10 protein-coding genes are annotated in these 16,477 nt (G+C 71.7%); 5 read left to right on the top strand and 5 right to left on the bottom strand.

Features of this window, described 5'->3' with window-relative positions; genetic code table 11:
* Positions 1-5 precede the first annotated feature (5 nt).
* From ACIA8K_RS38310 to ACIA8K_RS38300, 3 genes are all read left to right on the top strand, one after another.
* A complete protein-coding gene (locus ACIA8K_RS38310; RefSeq protein ID WP_396068396.1) occupies positions 6-989 on the top strand; it encodes an ArsR/SmtB family transcription factor in 984 nt (327 codons plus the stop codon).
* 106 nt (positions 990-1,095) lie between these two features.
* The gene (locus ACIA8K_RS38305; protein ID WP_396068395.1) at positions 1,096-1,614 is read left to right on the top strand and encodes a hypothetical protein; all 519 of its coding nucleotides are present in this window, start codon (positions 1,096-1,098) and stop codon (positions 1,612-1,614) included.
* Between the two features lie 111 nt (positions 1,615-1,725).
* The gene (locus ACIA8K_RS38300) at positions 1,726-4,824 is read left to right on the top strand and encodes an ATP-binding protein (RefSeq protein WP_396068394.1); all 3,099 of its coding nucleotides are present in this window, start codon (positions 1,726-1,728) and stop codon (positions 4,822-4,824) included.
* On the opposite strand, the gene ACIA8K_RS38295 is transcribed toward ACIA8K_RS38300, so the two are convergent.
* Both ACIA8K_RS38295 and ACIA8K_RS38290 read right to left on the bottom strand, forming a co-directional pair.
* On the bottom strand, positions 4,814-5,530 hold the full coding sequence (locus ACIA8K_RS38295; protein ID WP_396068393.1) for an alpha/beta fold hydrolase: 717 nt from the start codon (positions 5,528-5,530) through the stop codon (positions 4,814-4,816). The genes ACIA8K_RS38300 and ACIA8K_RS38295 overlap by 11 nt on opposite strands.
* Positions 5,531-5,630: 100 nt before the next feature.
* Positions 5,631-6,242: a TetR/AcrR family transcriptional regulator gene (locus ACIA8K_RS38290; protein ID WP_396068392.1), complete on the bottom strand. Its 612-nt coding sequence runs from the start codon at positions 6,240-6,242 to the stop codon at positions 5,631-5,633.
* A gap of 126 nt (positions 6,243-6,368) precedes the next feature.
* Here ACIA8K_RS38290 and ACIA8K_RS38285 point away from each other — a divergent pair, with 126 nt between their 5' ends.
* Entirely contained in the window at positions 6,369-7,871 is a 1,503-nt protein-coding gene (locus tag ACIA8K_RS38285) for an MFS transporter (RefSeq protein ID WP_396068391.1), read from the top strand.
* A gap of 254 nt (positions 7,872-8,125) precedes the next feature.
* Here the strand turns inward: ACIA8K_RS38285 and ACIA8K_RS38280 are convergent, their stop codons facing one another.
* From ACIA8K_RS38280 to ACIA8K_RS38270, 3 genes are read right to left on the bottom strand one after another with little or no spacing between them, the layout of a single operon-like run.
* On the bottom strand, positions 8,126-10,186 hold the full coding sequence (locus ACIA8K_RS38280) for a glycosyl hydrolase (protein WP_396068390.1): 2,061 nt from the start codon (positions 10,184-10,186) through the stop codon (positions 8,126-8,128).
* Positions 10,183-10,953 (bottom strand): HlyD family efflux transporter periplasmic adaptor subunit, encoded by a 771-nt coding sequence (locus tag ACIA8K_RS38275; protein ID WP_396068389.1) that lies wholly within the window; start codon positions 10,951-10,953, stop codon positions 10,183-10,185. The genes ACIA8K_RS38280 and ACIA8K_RS38275 overlap by 4 nt, the downstream gene beginning before the upstream one ends.
* A gap of 59 nt (positions 10,954-11,012) precedes the next feature.
* Positions 11,013-12,623: a glycosyltransferase gene (locus ACIA8K_RS38270; protein ID WP_396068388.1), complete on the bottom strand. Its 1,611-nt coding sequence runs from the start codon at positions 12,621-12,623 to the stop codon at positions 11,013-11,015.
* A 460-nt stretch (positions 12,624-13,083) separates the two neighbouring features.
* On the opposite strand from ACIA8K_RS38270, the gene ACIA8K_RS38265 reads away from it, so the two are divergent.
* A complete protein-coding gene (locus ACIA8K_RS38265; RefSeq protein WP_396068387.1) occupies positions 13,084-16,437 on the top strand; it encodes a family 16 glycoside hydrolase in 3,354 nt (1,117 codons plus the stop codon).
* Positions 16,438-16,477 lie beyond the last annotated feature (40 nt).

Raw genomic sequence — 16,477 nt, 5'->3', positions numbered from 1 at the left:
GAGACATGGCGGGACGACTGCGCATCCACTTCGGCGTGGCGGATGTGGCCCGGCTGCGGGTGGCGTCCGGGCCGGACGTGTTGTGGGAGACCGCGAACAGCATGCACATGCTGCAGACGCGGCGCGGGGCGGTGCTGTTCGACGGGTGGCGGCAGGAGAGCCGGCGGCGGCTCGGCGCACCGGCCCGGATGCTGATCACGCTCAATCCGGCAATCGGGTCGTTTCCCGACTTCCTAACGCCGACCACCGGGCTGAGCGACTTCGAGGCCGGGCTCGACCTGATGCTGTCCACCCCGCGCGCACGACTGCGGATCGAGCTGGGCGAGCTGACCGTCCCCGCGCGGATGCGCCAGTGGGTGCGCGCGGTGGCCGACACCGAGCCCGGCGCGATCCGGGAGCTGGGGCGGCTGTACCGGGCGTACCACCGGACTGCAGTGCTGCCGGCCTGGAGCACTGTCGTCGCGGAGGTCTCGGCGGAGCGGCAACGGCTGGCGCAGGCATATCTGCGTGGCGGCTCCGAGGCGGTGCTGACCCAGCTGGCCGGGCCGGGCGGGTGGCGGCCACCGGTGCTTGAGCTGCCGTACCCCTGGGATCGGGATCTGTTCCTGGACGGCCGCGGGCTTGTCGTCCTGCCGTCGTATTTCTGCTGGAAGCACCCGTGCACGCTGCTCGACCCGGAGCTGCCGCCGGTGCTCGTCTACCCGCTGCGCCTGCGCCACCCGGTGCCGTTCGGCGCGGGCCGGGCGCACGGGGACGAGCCGCTCGGCGCGATGATCGGGCCCACCCGGGCCGCGGTGCTGCGCGCGCTCGAGGTGCCGTACTCGACGTCGGACCTCGCGCGGCGGGCCGGCACCTCGGTCCCGTCGGCCAGCCAGCACGCCACGGTGCTGCGCCGCGCCGGGCTGATCACCACCGAGCGGAAGCAGGGTACGGCCGTGCACAGCCTCACCCCGCTCGGCGCCGCCATGCTCGCCTCACAGACGCCCTGAGCTGCGGGTTTAACGTGAGACGCAAAGCCGTTGATGGATGTCCCGACCTGCGCTGAGGATGTCTCCAGGCGCACCGCAACGGTCGCCGAACACGGGAGGACATCACATGCTCAGGAAGCTAGCCACAGTGCTTGTCGCGGCGACCGCGCTGCTCGCCGCGTCGGCCGGGATCGCCAACGCCGCACCCGCGACGCCCGACTTCGGCGCGCAGGCGCAGCGGGCCGGGCTCTCCGCCGCCGAGGCGCAGGCCCTGCAGGATCGCGTCGACGCCGTGCGCGTCTCAGTCCCCGGCGGCAGGCAGGTCTCAGCGAACGAGGTCCGCTGGGACGGCCTCACCGCCACCGTCGACGCCGGACCGCACGCCGGCTCCGCGTTGACCACCGCGGCCATCAGCTGCAGCTACCTTTCCTTCTGCATCAACGTGGGCGGCACCGCGTTCAAGTTCACCGCGTGCCGGTACTGGGACCTCACCAACTGGGAGGGCGTCTCGCCGTACAACAACAACCAGTCCTCCGGCACGGTGTTCCGCGCCTACGACAACAACTACAACCAGGTGTGGAGCTCGACCGCGCCGGCCAGCGGCTCGGTCAACGTCACGCCGTGGTGGCACCTCAAGCCCTGCTGATCACACGGGGTACGACCCGGGCCGTCCCGCGCACCTGCGGGGCGGCCCGGCCGTCGTTGCCCCGCTACCCTGGGCGGGCACGGCCTGACCGATTCTGAGGGGTGACACCGCATGCCCCCTCCGCTGCGACTGCAGATCCTCGGGCCGCTTCGCGTCTGGCACGGCGAGCGCGAGTCGGGCGCACTGCCGGGGCAGCAGGCCTGCCTGCTCGCGGTGCTGCTGGCGCGGGCGGGGCAGCCGGTCAGCGCGCACGAGTTGATCGACCTGATCTGGGGCGACGCGGCGCCGTCAAGTGCGCTGAACATCCTGCACAAGTACGTCGGCACGCTGCGCCGCCTGCTGGAGCCGGCACTGCCGCCCCGGGAGACCGGCGCGTACCTGCTGCGCCGCGGCGCCGGCTACCTGATCGCGGCCGGGCCGGGCGCGCTTGACCTGGCGGCCTTCCGGGCGCACGTCGACGCCGCGCACACGGCCGGTCGTGGGGAGGCGGCGCTCGGCGCCTACCTGCACGCGCTGGAGCTGTGGCACGGCCCGGTGGCGGATGGGCTGGACTGCGGGCCCGGCGCTGCCTCGATCTTCGCGTCGCTGCACGGCGACTTCTTCGACGCGTGCGTGGCCGCGGCCGAGCTGGCGCTGCGGCTGGGCCGGGCCGGGCAGGTGCTCCGCCCGCTGCGCCTGGCCGCGTCGATGGCGCCGCTGCACGAGCCGGTGCAGGCGTCCCTGGTGCTCGCGCTGGCCGCGGCCGGGCAGCAGGCGGAGGCGCTCTCCGTGTTCGCCGCTGTCCGGACCCGGCTGGCCGAGGAGTTGGGCATCGATCCCGGCGCGGCGCTGCAGGCCGCGCACCGGCGGGTGCTGACCGAGGTTCCGGCGCCACCTGCCCCGGCCACCGCGGACAGCGGACTGGTGGGGAGGACCGAAGAGCTGGCCACGGTACGGCAGGCCGTCGCCGCCGCGCTCGGTGGCGGCACCGGGCTGGTCATCGTCGAGGGCGAGCCGGGCAGCGGGAAGACCCGGCTGCTTGAGGCGGCCGCCGCCGAGGCCGGGCAGCGTGGCGTGCTCGCCGCCTGGGGCCGCTGCCTGCAGGACGACGGCATGCCGTCGATGTGGCCGTGGATGCGGGTGATCGACACCGTGCTCGGCGCGCTGCCCGGTGCCGCGCGGGCCGGGTGGCTCGCCGGGGAGCTCGGCCGGATCGCGACCCCGGCCGCCGGCGCCGCGACCACCGTGACGCAGCCGGACGAGGGCACCCAGTTCCGGCTGTTCGAGCAGGTCATTGCGGTCATCGCCGAGGTCGCGTCGACGAGCCCGGTGCTGATCGTGGTCGACGATCTCCAGTGGGCCGACGTCGCCTCACTGCGCCTGTTCGGGCACCTGGCGACGCACCTGCCGGCCGGCGCCGTGGTCGTCGGCGTGCTGCGGGACCGTGCGCCGGCGCTCAGCCCGAGCCTGACCCGGGTGCTCGCGGCGGCCGGCCGGGTGCGGGGTCAGCGGCGGATCCGGCTCGGCCCACTGCGCGCGGACGACGTGGCCGAGCTGGTCCGGCGGGAGACGGGCCGGGATGCCGGCCCGTCCGCAGTCCGCAGCATCCACGCGCGTACCGCCGGAAATCTGTTCTTCGTCCTTGAACTGTCCCGGCTTCTCGCGGACGGCGGCGGGCTCACCGACGAGGCGGCGGCGCGGCCGGGCGTGCCGTCGACAGTGCGCGACATCGTGCGCGACCGGATGGCCGGTCTCGACGAGGACGCCGGGTGGCTGTTGCGGATCGCCGCGCTGCTGGGCCGGGACGTCGATCTGGGGCTGCTGGCCGGCGCGGCCGGGCTGGACGCCGCGACCTGCCTGGAACGGATCGAGCTGCTGGAAACGCCAGGGCTGCTGGTGCCCGGGGACCCGTTCTCCGTCCGGTTCGCGCACGACCTGGTCCGCGAGTCGGTGGTGGAGACCACGCCGCCGCTGCTGGCGACCCGGCTGCACCTGCGGATCGCGGACGCGCTGGACCGGGCCGCGGTCGATGATGCCGAGCGGCTCGCGCACCACCTGTGGGCCGCCGGGCCGCTCGCCGACCCGGCGCGCACCGCGGAGGCGCTTGTCCGCGCGGGACGGCACGCGGCGGCCAAGTCCGCGCTCGAGTCCGCCGAGCGGCACCTGCAGGCGGCCGCGCGGACGGCCCGGGCCGCGGGTCTGGCCGAGTGGGAACTTGCCGCGCTCTCCCAGCTGACCACCGTGGCCGGGATGCGGTCCGGCTACAACGCGGCCGCGCCGGGCCTGCTCAAACGCGCGGAGCAGCTGGCGCGCGGGCTGGGCCGGGAGCGGCAGGCCACCGAGTTCCTGTTCTCCCGCCGGGCCGCGCACTCGCAGGCCGCGCAGCTTCAGGACAGCGGCCGGCTGGCGGCGCGGCTGCTCCGGCAGGGCGAGCGTTCCGGCGACCCGGTGGTGCGCGCCTACGGCCTGCACGCCTGGGGCATCCACCAGTGGGACGTCGGCAACGTCGGCGAGGCGTTCCGCTATCTCAGCCAGTCGAACCAGACGATGACCGACGACCTGGCCGGGCGCGCGGACCGGCCGCTCCGGCACGACCTGCGGCTGATGTCGGCCGGGATGCTCGCGGAGACGACCGCGCTGCACGGCGACGTGGCCGGCGCGCGGCGGCTGCTTGACACGCTTGAGGCCTCCGGCGGCGACCATCCCTACGCGGTCACGGTCTGGGCCGCGTTCTCCGCCCGGATCGCCGCGCTGGCCGGTGATCCGGAGTGGGCGCTGCGCGCGGCCGAGCGGGGCATCGCCGAGGATCCCGGCTTCTCCTACACGTTCTTCGGCGCGTACCTGCGGCTGGCCCGGTTCTGGGCGCGTGCGCTGACACGTGACGACCCGGCCGGCGCCGCGGCCGGCGCGGAGGAACTGATCACGGACGTGCTCCTGGACCCGCCGCGCTCGAACGTGGCCACCTGGTACGGCCTGCTCGCCGAGGCGTGGCTGGCCGCCGGCCGGCCGGACGACGCGGCGAAGGCGCTCGACCTGGCGGACGAATTCCTCGAAGCCCACGGCCAGCGGTACGCCGAGGGCCTGCTCCTGCTGCTGCGTGCCCGGCTGATGCGGGCGTGCGGCGAGCCCGCCGACGCGGTCCGGACCGCGGCCGAGCGTGCCCGGTCGCGGTCCCTCGCGCGCGAGGCGCACCTGTTCGTGCACCGCGCCGACGGATTTCTCAGAGGCTAGCGGCCGCGGCCAGGATCGTGTCGATCGTGGTCTGCGGCTGCGACACCATCGAGAGGTGCGACGCGGCCACCTCGGTGATCGTCGAGCCCGCCCGTTTCGCCATCGACCGCTGGGTGGCCGCCGGGATCACCAGGTCGTCGGTGCCCACCACAGCCCAGCTCGGCAGCGTCTTCCAGGCCGCGGCCCCGGACGGCGACGCGTTGGCGCTGAGCGTGATCGGCCGCTGCCCGATCACTGTCAGCCACCGGCTCGCCTCGGGCAGGTCCTGGCCGAAGTAGCGGTGCACCGTGTCCGGCTTCAGGAACGCCTCCGCGTCACCCTCGGGCGCGCCCGGGTAGCCGGCGATGTCGAAGACGGTGGTCGGGTCCGGAATGTCGAACGCGGAGCCGGAGCCGCCCAGGATCTGGAACACGGTCTCCCCCTCCTCGGGGATGAACGCGTTGACGTAGACCAGGGCGCGCGCGTCCTCGGCCGGCACGTTGCTGATCACGACGCCGCCGTAGGAGTGCCCGACGAGCACCGCCGGGCCGCTGACCCGCTGCGCGACGAACGACGCGAGGTAGGCGGCATCGCTCGCCACGCCGCGCAACGGGTTCGGTGGCGCCAGCACCGCGAAGCCCTGGTCCTGCAGCGCCGGGGCGACCGCGTTCCAGCTGGAGGCGTCTGCCCAGGCCCCGTGCACCAGGACGATCGACGGTTTCGCCATCTGCCTCTCCCTCTGTAGTGGAGAGGCAAGCCTGGCCGCGCCCGGTGGACAACAAGTGAACCGGCCGATTCACTGATCCTCCACAGTCGTGTGCCGGGTGCTACTGCGGTGGTGTCAGCACGGCGCTCATCATCGCGCGCAGCGGCCCGGCGAGATCGTCCTGCCCGGCGGAGGCGAGCGGCTCGAGCGGCGCGGCGGTGCGCAGCATGGCGAGGCCGAGCGTGGCCGCGAACGCGATCTGCGCGCGGAGCAGCAGCGTCGCCTCGTCCGGGTGGCCGGGATACCAGCCGGCCGCGGCGGCCAGGCGTTCCGCGAGAAAGCGCAGCTTGGTCTGCCGGATCACGTCGGCGTGCTCGTCGCCGGAGCCGCGGAGCAGCATCAGGATCTGGTGGGCGTGCCAGTCGGCGGACGGGCCGGCCAGGTGCCGGGCGATCGAGTCCGCAAGCGCGTCGATCGAGACGTCGTCGTGCACCACCCGGTCCAGCTCGTCGGCCGCGCCGTGCAGGCACGCCTCGAACAGCCCTTCCTTGGACGCGAAGTACCTGCTGATCAGGGCGACGTTGACGCCGGCCTGGTCGGCGATCTCCCGCACGGTGGTGGCGGCGTATCCGTTGCGGGCGAAGCGCAGGCGCGCCGCGTCGAGCAGGAGCTGCCGGGTCGCGGCGGCATCCCGGCGGCGGGCGGTGGCGGGCGGTTCCTCGTCGGCCTTCATCTAATCCCTTCGGTCGGCTCACAAGCGTAGCCGTCACCCGGTGTGACGTAAACACGTGTTGACTTGCTTCTCGCGATGCTTGTACTCTGCACGTAATCAATCGTTTACATCAAGGTTCGAGGATCGATGTCACAGACAATCAACAGCCCTGCCAGGGGTACGGCCCGGCACGGCAACCTGCTGGTGCTCTACCTGTCGCTGGGCGGCCTGGCGTTCGCGGTCCTCCAGTCGCTCGTCGCGCCCGCCATGGCGACCATCGCGCGGGACCTGAACGCCACCACGGGTGACATCAGCTGGATCCTCACCGCGTACCTGCTGTCCGCGTCCGTACTGACGCCGATCCTGGGCCGGCTCGGCGACATGGTCGGCAAGCGCCGCGTCCTGATCGCCGTGCTCGCCATCCTCGCGATCGGCACGCTGCTCGCCGCGCTCGCCCCGAACCTGGCCGTCCTGATCGTCGCCCGCGTGCTGCAGGGCGCGGCCGGCGCGGTGATGCCGCTCTCCATCGGCATCGTCCGCGACGAGCTGCCCCGCGAGCGGGTCGGCGTCACCATCGGCCTGCTCTCCGCAATCTTCGGCATCGGCGCCGGCATCGGCATCGTGGCCGCCGGCCCGATCGTCGAGAACCTCTCCTGGCACTGGCTGTTCTGGCTGCCGCTGGCGCTTGTCGTCATCGCGCTGCTCGGTGCCGTCTTCGGTATGCCGGACTCCGCGGTCCGCACGCCCGGCCGCCTCGACGTGCTCGGCGCCGGCATCCTCTCGGTCTCGCTCGTCGCGCTGCTGCTGGCGATCAGCAAGGGCCAGAGCTGGGGCTGGGACGCGGGCAGCACCATCGGCCTGCTCGTGCTCGGTGTGATCGCGCTTGTCGTGTTCGTCCTCGTCGAGCTGCGCGTCAGTGAGCCGCTCATCGACATGCGCCTGCTGGCGATCCGCGGCGTGTGGACCGCCAACCTGGTCGCGCTGATCTTCGGTTTCGCGATGTTCGGCACGTTCGTCCTTGTCCCGACGCTGCTGCAGCTGCCGGCCGAGACCGGCTACGGCTTCGGCAAGTCGGTCTCCGAGGCCGGCCTGTACCTGCTGCCCACCACGCTCACCATGGTCATCTTCGGCCCGCTGGCCGGCATGCTCGTCCGCCGCTACGGCCCGAAGCTGCCGCTGTTCCTCGGCGCGGTCGCGGTCACCGGCGCGTTCCTGCTGCCCGCGCTCGCCCACGGCGAGCTGTGGCAGATCGTCGCCTCCGGGCTGCTCACCGGCGCCGGCATCGGCCTGGCGTTCGCCGCCATGTCGAACGCGGTCATCGAGGCCGTCCCGGCCGGCCAGACCGGCGAGGCGAGCAGCGTCAACGCGATCGCCCGGACCATCGGCAGCAGCATCGGCACCGCGGTCATCGCGGCCGTGATCTCCTCGCACAGCACGCCGCAGGGCCTGCCGACGGACGACGCGTTCAGCACCGGCTTCTGGGCCTGCACTGTCGTCGCGGCCCTGGCGATCGCGGCGGCGCTGGCAGTGCCGTCCGCGCGCCGGCGCCACGAGGAGGCGGTCGCGCACGGCGTTGACGACCTCCCGCCGGAGCCGGACGAGCCGCACCTGCCGCACCTCGGCCACCAGAAGGAAGACGTGCGGCACTGACGTTTCTGGCGCCCCCGGTCAGGTCTCCGGCCGCTCTGCCACGGCGATCACGCTGTGGCAGAGCGGCCGTCCTGTCATCAGCGGTTTGTCGCGCGGAGCGAGCTGCGGGTCTGCCACGGCCAGGACGCGCTGCGGGTCTGCCACGGCCAGGAGGCCAGGACGCCAGGACGCCAGGACGCCAGGACGCCAGGCCGCCGCGCACCTGCGGTGGTCGATTCACCGGCCTCGTCACGGGCCTGCGCGACCGCCCGCTCTCAGCCCGCCTTGATCATCGTCGGCGCCTCCGGCGGGCCGAAGGCGAGCGAGCCCACCGGCGCCACCGTGCCGGGCTGCGGAGGGCCGAGCGCCACCAGCGCCTCGATCCAGTAGCGGACCATCGCGCGGCTTGTGCTCTCCTCGCGGGTGAGGCCGGCGTCGAGGCGGCGGCGGGCGGCAGCCGGGTCGGACAGCGCCAGGTCGGCCGCGAACAGATCGCCCCAGACGACCGGCGCGTCGCCCAGCTCCCGTTGCCGGTCGAGCGACGGCCCGCGGTAGAACGCACCGGCGGTCAGCGGCAGCAGCTGGATGCCGAGGATCGACTCCGGCTTCGGGTCGAACCAGGTCGCGTAGTCGATCTTCGCGTCCCAGACGATGCCCGCGACCGAGTGCGCGTAACCGGGCTCCCGGGTGAGGCCGGCGCCGAGCCAGTACATCCGCGCGGTCGCGGCCTCCAGCGCGTAGTGCGTGACGCCGTAGGAGATCATCGCCTCGTTGCCGCGGACGGTTCCCCAGCGCACGACCGCCTCCCAGGCCGCCACCGCCTCGCCTGACGACTCCTGGTTGTTGCCGTCCGCGAACGGGGCGAACCCGGACGCGGCCGAGCTGCCCAGATAGGCGTTGAACGCCCGGAACGGCGGCAGCCCGCTCGCCGGCCCGATCGCCAGCGAGCCGGCGTAGTCGCGGACGATCAGGTCGACCACGTCCCCGTAGTCGCGCGCGAACCCGGGGTCGGCGGCGGCCAGCACGGCGGCGGCCCGGACCAGGTAGCCGTACTGGAAGTGGTGGTCGTTGTAGTCCTGTGCGCCGAACTCGGCCGGGACCGCGATCAGGCCGCCCCAGGCGTGGTCATAGCCGAAGTACCGGCCGTCGTCCGCGCCGCCGTAGGTCAGCCAGTCCACGAGTTGCGGACGGAGCCGGTCGAGCGCGGCCGTGCGTGCGGCGTCCGCGCCGGCCGCGTCCGCCACCTCCGCGACGGTGGCCAGCCGGCCCAGTTCCTTGAGCCCGAAGTAGCTGCCGCCCGCGCCGGGCGGGTCGGCCAGGTCACGATCCAGGTCGGCAAGTACGGCCTGTTTCGCGTCCGCGGTCAGCGGCACCTTCGGCATGCTTGTGAGCAGACCTGGCATCGGCGCCGTGACCTGCACTGAGGTGGCCTTGACAAGGGACATCGTGCCCCGGGCGTCCGGATACGAGCCGATCGAGGTCCGGCCGGCCTGCTGGTGCGGCAGCAGCGCCCACGCGCCCGCGCCACCGCCCTCCCGGTCCGCGGTGAGCGTCTGGGTGACGGTCCCGGCGTCATAGGACATCGCGGCAGTGGTCCGCACGACCGGCGCGCCGCTGCTGGCCTCCTCCCAGCTCGCCCGGTCCGCCCCGGCCGGGACCAGGGCGACGGCGAGCCGCTCCCCCGTCCCGGTAAGCGTGCCGCCGGTCTGGGTGAGGCCGGTGCCGAGCACGTCCCAGCGCGCGCCAGCGATGTCCAGCCGGGCCCGGGTGGCGGTGCTGCCAACGTCGGTGAACGTGCCGGTGAGCGTGGGGGTGCCGTCGTGGAAGTGCAGCCAGACGACCGGGCTGCCCTGCACGAGCGTGACGTCGACCCGCCCGACCCGCAGCACGACGTGAAACGCGCCGTAGCCGGCCACGCTCACCTCGCCGGTGGCGCCGGCTGCGGTGAGCGCGGGCAGGAACGGGGTGACGACCGCGTTCGCTGACGCGGTGACCGGCGCGCCGCTGATCTGCACGCCGCCCGCGGCCGCCTGCACGGCAAGCGGGTGGGTCCAGATCGGCTGGGTACGCGGCCCGGTCAGCGCGGAACTCCACCACTGGTTTGTCGGCACCGCCTGGCCGGTGAGATCTCCGGCCTGGACCGGCGTCCTCGTCGGCGTGGATGCGGCGGGAAGCGAGTCGGCGATGCTGCCGAGCCCGGTCACCCGCGGGAACGTGATCCGCGACGTCGCGGCGCCCTCGGTCAGCTCCTCGCCGGGCGGCGCGACAGGTACCCGGCCGGGCGTGCAGGCGGCGAGCGCCATGATCAGGGTCAGGGCCGTCAGGTGGCGGATCACGCGCTGTTCACCGCCGGAGTGCTGCCCGCGGCAGTGGTCGTGTCGACGATGACGGCGAACTGCAGGCCTGGCACAAGCGTCCGCACTGTGGCGAGCGCGGCCGGGTCCGGCTGCAGGACCACCGTCAGCCGGTCCGGCGCACCCACCGGCGCGCCCGCGTTCACCCGCGGCTCGACCTCCCGCAGCGTGGTGGCGATTCTGCCGGGCAGGCCGGGGCCGGTCACGTAGGCGGTCATTCCGAGTCGCAGCTTGCGCAGCGTCTCAAGTGGCACGTCGACCTCGAAGACGACCTCGGCCGGGTCGTAGAGCGTGATGATCGGCTCGCCGGCGCGGGCGATCTGACCGGGCTCCACGTTGATCTCGGTGACGATGCCGGCGGCGGGCGCGTGCAGTTCCTGCACCCGGGCCGCTCCCCCGTCCGAGGTGAGCGTGATGGTGGCAAGCACCGCGCCGGCGGGCACGCTCGTCCGCTGCGCGGTGAGCACTGTGGTGACAACTGCCGCGTCGGCGGAACCCACGGTGATCGGGCGGGCGGTAAGCACGGCCGTGCCCGCGTCCACCATCGTCCGGGCGGCGAGGCGCTCCCGCACCACGTAGGTGCCGCCCGCGACGGCGGTGGTGAGCACGATCAGGACCACCATTCCGGTACGGATGACCCGCAGTGTCCTGCGTAGTCGGCGGCGGGGCGGGTTCGGTGCGGGCTCGGGGCTCGGTGGCGCGTCCTCGGCCTGATCAGGTGTGAGGCCGGTGTCGATCGCGGTGCTCATGGTCGTACCCTCCCGGTGGGGTGTTCGATGTTCTCTGCCCTGGTCAGGCAACGGCGGGGTTATGCGGGGACCGCGACGGCCGGCGGCGTGACCTGTCGGCCCGCGTCCGGCTGGCGACGATCGCCGGAGGGTGAGACCGGCGGAGTCACGGACCGGCGGATCCGGCCGCCGGTGACCGATTCGACGATCATGCGGCCCAGGATGAGCACGATCATGGCGGCCCAGCCGACGGACAGCCAGGTCGGCGCCGGGTCGGCCATCACCAGCAGGCCGACCACGATTGCTGTGGCGTTCAGCACCAGCAGCACGAAGAGCGGCATGACCGCCCACAGTGAGCGCCCGGCGCCGCCACCGGCGTTGGTGGCCTTCCACTGTGCGGGGCGGCCGAGCAGCACGCCGCCGAGCGCGCGCAGGTGCACAGGTGTGGCGCCGATGCTCGCCACGATCGCGGAGAGCTTGAATCCGCCGGACTGCAGCCAGGTGACAAGTAGGACGGCGGCCTGGAACGGCAGGTAGTGGGTGGCCCAGGCGACGCCGTCCGCGCGGATCGGGCTGAGCGCGAAGAGCAGGTACAGCGCCGGGAACAGCATGAACGTGAGCATGGCCAGGGAGAGCAGGTAGTGGGTGCCGCAGAACAGGTACTGCAGCCGCTGGTCGATGGTCAGGCCGGTGCCACGCTTGAACAGCCGGCCGCGCAGCAGCACCTCGAAACCGCCGCTCGCCCACCGCATCTGCTGTTTCAAATAGGACGGAACATCCTCCGGCGCGAGCCCGCGGGCGAGCACCTGCGGTACGTAGATTGATTTCCAGCCGCGTTTGTGAAGTTCGATCGAGGTCCAGATGTCCTCCGAATTGCTGCCGGTCCAGATGCCCCCGATCTCATCCAGCGCGGCGCGGCGGAACATCACATTCGTACCGACGCAGAATGCGGCGTTGAAATGGTTCTTCCCCGGGCAGACCAGCTCGTAGAAGATCCGCTGCGCCTCGCCGGAGCCGGTGGCGACCAGGTTGACGTTGTTCGTGTACGACTGCGGCGACTGCACGAACGCCACGTCCGGGTCCTGGAGGTGCGGCAGGATGCTGATCAGGAAGTTCGGCTCCGGCACGTGGTCCGCGTCGAAGATCACCACGAACTCACCGTCAGTACGGGCCAGCCCGGCGTTGACGTTGCCGGCCTTGGCGTGCGCGCCGCCCTCCCGCCGCAGATAGCCGATGCCGGCCTCGTCCGCGATCCGGCGCAGCTCGTCGCTGTCGCCGTCGTCGAGCAGGAACGTGCGGTGCGCCAGGTCCATCTCGCGCGCCGCGATCACGGTGCGCTTGACCAGCGCGGGGTCCTCGCCGTAGGCGGTGATGAACACGTCGATCGAGGGCGGTTCCGCGCCGGCGTACAGCCGGTTGCGCCAGACCGTGGCGTCCACCGCCTCTGGGCGGTCGTCGTGCGCCAGGATGGTCCACCAGGTACCGATCAGGTGCAGCGCGGTAAGCCCTTCGGCGACAAGCATGGTCACCCAGAGCCAGCCCGGCCCGCGGTAGGCCGGGTTGAGCAGGAACAGTTGGTAGAACACGGTGGCGGCGAGCGCGGCGATGATCGCGACGCGCGTCGAGCGCTGCAGCGGCCGCCATGCCAGGCGGGCCGCGGCCCGGGCCGGTGGCGCGGGCGATGCGGTCATGATTGTTCTCCCGATCCACGGTATTCAGTGCCGCTGATTCGGCTCCGCTCCCCAGCGAACAGAAGCGCTCGGAAATATGCGAGCGCTGAGGCATATATTTCTTCGCGGTCACGTGGTGTAAAAGACACACAAAATGTCTTCGTGATTTCCGAACCGTAACCCGGTGCCGCGGTGAGCTGCGATTTCTGATTTCCGTGCATTCAACTGTGATTGTCGATCAGTGCGCGGGGTCACAATGCACCGGCGCCATTCATCAACCCGATGGAAACGCTCGCGAAACGCCAGAGCCCGCCGCACCTCCATGATCACCAGCCGGAGGGCCCGGCCCGGCGCGCCGCCGACGTGGCACGACACCAACAGGAAACAAACTTTTCTACGATCATGCAAAAGTTATGGACGTACGAGCAAAAGCGGCCTACGGTCTCCAGACATCGATTTACGTCGAGGTCTGGACGGTCGGATGAAGAAGACACCGCTTGTGCTGCTCGCCGTCACCACTATCGCGGGCCTGCTGCCCGCCCTACCCGCCGCCGCTGCCGTGCCCCCGCAGGAGCCCGGCGTCACGCTGCGCACGTTCGACCTGCAGACCGCGCGGGACACGCTGTGCGTGCTCAAGCCCGGCCAGACACCCAACGTGGACAAGCTCCTGCCGACGATCAACTGGACCACCGCGGCCGAGTTCGGGCTTGAGGACAACTTCCAGTCCGAGGTAATCGGCAACGTCAACATCACCACCGCGGGGTCGTACGCCTTCCGGCTGACAAGCGACGACGGTTCCCGGCTCGTGATCGACAGCACCACCGTGATCAACAACGACGGCGCGCACGGGCCGACCCCGGTCGAGGGCACGATCAGCCTCACCACCGGCTACCACGCGCTGCACATCGACTACTTCGAGCGCGGCGGCGGACAGCAGCTCACGCTCGAGTGGCGGCCGCCCGGCGCGACCGCGTTCGCCGTGGTGCCGAACAGCGCTCTGAGCACCGACTCCGGCGTGGTACGGGTGACCGCGCCCGGCCGCAAGGAGTGCGAGACCGCAGGCGACAGTCCCGGCGACGGGCTGCCACTGACCGGCGTGCACCCCGGCTACACGTTGACGAACCTGCGGCCCACCGGATTCCAGCCGCAGGTGAGCGCGATGGACTGGTTCCCGGACGGGCGGCTGGCGATCGCGACCTGGGGCGGCAGCGAGCAGACCGCCGGCGAGGTCTACATCCTCAGCGGCGTCACCGGGACCACGTCGCCGAGCCAGGTGACGTACCGGCGGATCGCCACCGGGCTGCAGGAGCCGATGGGTTTGAAGATCGTCGACAACAAGATCTACGTGTCGCAGAAGCAGGAGCTGACCGAGCTCAACGACACCAACGGCGACGGCACGATCGACCAGTTCCGCCGCGTCGCCACCTGGCCGTTCGACGGGAACTTCCACGAGTTCGCGTTCGGGCTGCTCTACCAGGACGGGTTCTTCTACCTGAACCTCTCCGTCTCGATCAACCTGGGCGGCGCGACCACCGACCCGCAGGGCTCGCCGAACCGCGGCACCACGCTGAAGATCAACCGGTCGACCGGCGCGGTGCAATATGTGGCGGGCGGACTCCGTACCCCCAATGGCTTGAATTTCGGTCCTGAGGGCGACATCTTCGTGCTCGACAACCAGGGTGGCTGGCTCCCGTCGTCGAAGCTGCTGCAGATCAAGCAGGACCGGTTCTTCGGCCACTACACCAACCCGGACGGGCCGTTCGACCAGCAGCCGGTCACCCAGCCGGTGCTGTGGCTGCCGCAGAACGAGATCGCCAACTCGCCGAGCACGCCGATCATGCTTGATTCCGGACCGTACTCCGGGCAGATGCTCTTCGGTGACGTCACCTACGGCGGCATCCAGCGCGCCTACCTGGAGAAGGTCGGCGGCCAGTACCAGGGCGCGGTCTTCCGGCTCACCCAGGGCCTGGAGATGGGCGTGCTGCGGCTGAGCAAGGGCCCGGACGGCGCACTCTACGTGGGCGGGCTCGGCGCGGGCGGCAACTGGGGCCAGGAGGGCAAGCTCACCTACGGCCTGCAGAAACTCGCCCCGAACAACGCGAGCGTCTTCGACATCAAGTCGATGAAGGCGATCGCGGGCGGCTTCGAGATGGAGTACACCCAGCCGGTCTCGGACGCGACCGTGGCGCAGCTGGCCGCCCGCTACCGGGCGAAGCAGTGGCGCTACCAGCCGACACCTGACTACGGCGGCCCGAAGCTCGACGAGGAGACGCTTCCGGTCACCTCCGCCACGCTCTCCGCGGACCGGCTGAAGGTGACGCTCAAGCTCGGCAACCTGAAGCCCGGCCGGGTCGTGCACGTGCGCTCGCCGCGGCCGTTCACCTCCACCTCGGGCAGCTCGCTGTGGAGCACCGAGGCCTGGTACACGCTCAACACCCTGGCCGACGGCACCACAGTGAAGTCAGGCGTGGTCGAGGCCGAGTGGTCCGGGCTGTCCGGCAGCACCTCGTTCGCCACCGACCACCCCGGCTACACCGGCACCGGATTCGCGGCGGGACACAGCGCGGCCGGCTCCGCGACGACGTTCACAGTCACAGTGCCCTCGGCCGGGACCTACCCGCTCTCGCTGCGCTACAGCAACGGGCCGAACCCCTCACAAATGACCAAGACCCTCAGCGTGTACGTCAACGGGGCGCGGGTGAAACAGGTAAGCCTGCCCAGCACCGCGAACTGGGACACGTGGGCCACCTTCGCCGACTCAGTGACGCTGCGGGCCGGCGCCAACGCGGTCTCCTACCGCGTCGACACGGCCGACACCGGGCACGTCAACCTGGACAGCCTGACCGTCGGCTCAGGACAGGCCGCGGTCGCCGGCACCGGCACGATCACCGGCATCGGCGGCAAATGCCTGGACGTCGACAACGCCAGCATCGCCGACGGCGCGAAGGTGCAGATCTACACCTGCAACAACTCCACCGCGCAGAGCTGGACGCGAGAGGGCGACACGCTGCGGGCGCTCGGCAAGTGCCTCGACATCGCCAACTCGGGCACGGCCGACGGCACGAAGGTGCAGCTGTACACCTGCAACAACAGCGCCGCGCAGATCTGGCGGGCGCAGTCGAACGGCTCGCTGCTCAACCCGCAGTCCGGCAAGGTGCTCGACGTGGCCGGCGGCGCATCGGCCGACGGCACCGCCGTGCAGCTCTGGACGTGGGCCGACGTGGCACAGCAACGCTGGACGCACAACGGGCCGAGCCGGGTGACGCTCTTCGACGGTTCCCATCTCGGCGCGTTCCGGAACGCGGACGGCTCCGCGGTCACCTGGCCGATCTCCGGCGGGTCCACCGAGGTGCTCGGTGGCGACATCCGCACGAAGCAGACCTTCGGCGACTTCAAACTGCACGCCGAGTTCTGGCTGCCGAACCTGCCGTCCGACGTGACCGGCCAGGCCCGCGCGAACAGCGGCATCTACCTGCAGGACCGCTACGAGTTGCAGGTGCTCGACTCGTACGGCAAGGCGTCACCTGCCAACGACGACTGCGCGGCGATCTACCAGAAGGCGGTGCCGACCTCCAACGCCGCCACCGCACCGGAAACCTGGCAGACCTACGACGTGACGTTCCGGGCGGCGCGCTGGAACGGCACCACGAAGACCGAGAACGCCCGGGTCACAGTGGTCTGGAACGGCGTCACAGTCCACAACAACATCGCCATCGACGGCCCCACCGGCAACGGCGCCGCGGAGAGCGCGGCCACACTTCCCATCCGCCTCCAGGACCACAACGACGCCGGCGCCAACGTCCGCTACCGCACCATCTGGATCGAACCCGCCTGACCGGCGGCAACCGGCCCGCGTCACGGTGTGCACCGTGGCG

This window comes from Catenuloplanes sp. NPDC051500, assembly GCF_044454585.1.
In the GTDB taxonomy this organism is placed as follows: Bacteria; Actinomycetota; Actinomycetes; order Mycobacteriales; family Micromonosporaceae; genus Catenuloplanes.
Note: the sequence above shows the minus strand (reverse complement) of the source record. Positions and strands in the feature narration are given on the sequence as shown.

Excerpts from the sequence above, each read along its gene's own strand:
- ACIA8K_RS38310 (WP_396068396.1), top strand. The coding sequence starts at position 6 with ATGGCGGGACGACTGCGCATCCACTTCGGCGTGGCGGATGTGGCCCGG.
- ACIA8K_RS38275 (WP_396068389.1), bottom strand. The coding sequence starts at position 10,953 with ATGAGCACCGCGATCGACACCGGCCTCACACCTGATCAGGCCGAGGAC.
- ACIA8K_RS38270 (WP_396068388.1), bottom strand. The coding sequence starts at position 12,623 with ATGACCGCATCGCCCGCGCCACCGGCCCGGGCCGCGGCCCGCCTGGCA.
- ACIA8K_RS38265 (WP_396068387.1), top strand. The coding sequence starts at position 13,084 with ATGAAGAAGACACCGCTTGTGCTGCTCGCCGTCACCACTATCGCGGGC.
- ACIA8K_RS38300 (WP_396068394.1), top strand. The coding sequence starts at position 1,726 with ATGCCCCCTCCGCTGCGACTGCAGATCCTCGGGCCGCTTCGCGTCTGG.
- ACIA8K_RS38285 (WP_396068391.1), top strand. The coding sequence starts at position 6,369 with ATGTCACAGACAATCAACAGCCCTGCCAGGGGTACGGCCCGGCACGGC.
- ACIA8K_RS38305 (WP_396068395.1), top strand. The coding sequence starts at position 1,096 with ATGCTCAGGAAGCTAGCCACAGTGCTTGTCGCGGCGACCGCGCTGCTC.
- ACIA8K_RS38290 (WP_396068392.1), bottom strand. The coding sequence starts at position 6,242 with ATGAAGGCCGACGAGGAACCGCCCGCCACCGCCCGCCGCCGGGATGCC.
- ACIA8K_RS38295 (WP_396068393.1), bottom strand. The coding sequence starts at position 5,530 with ATGGCGAAACCGTCGATCGTCCTGGTGCACGGGGCCTGGGCAGACGCC.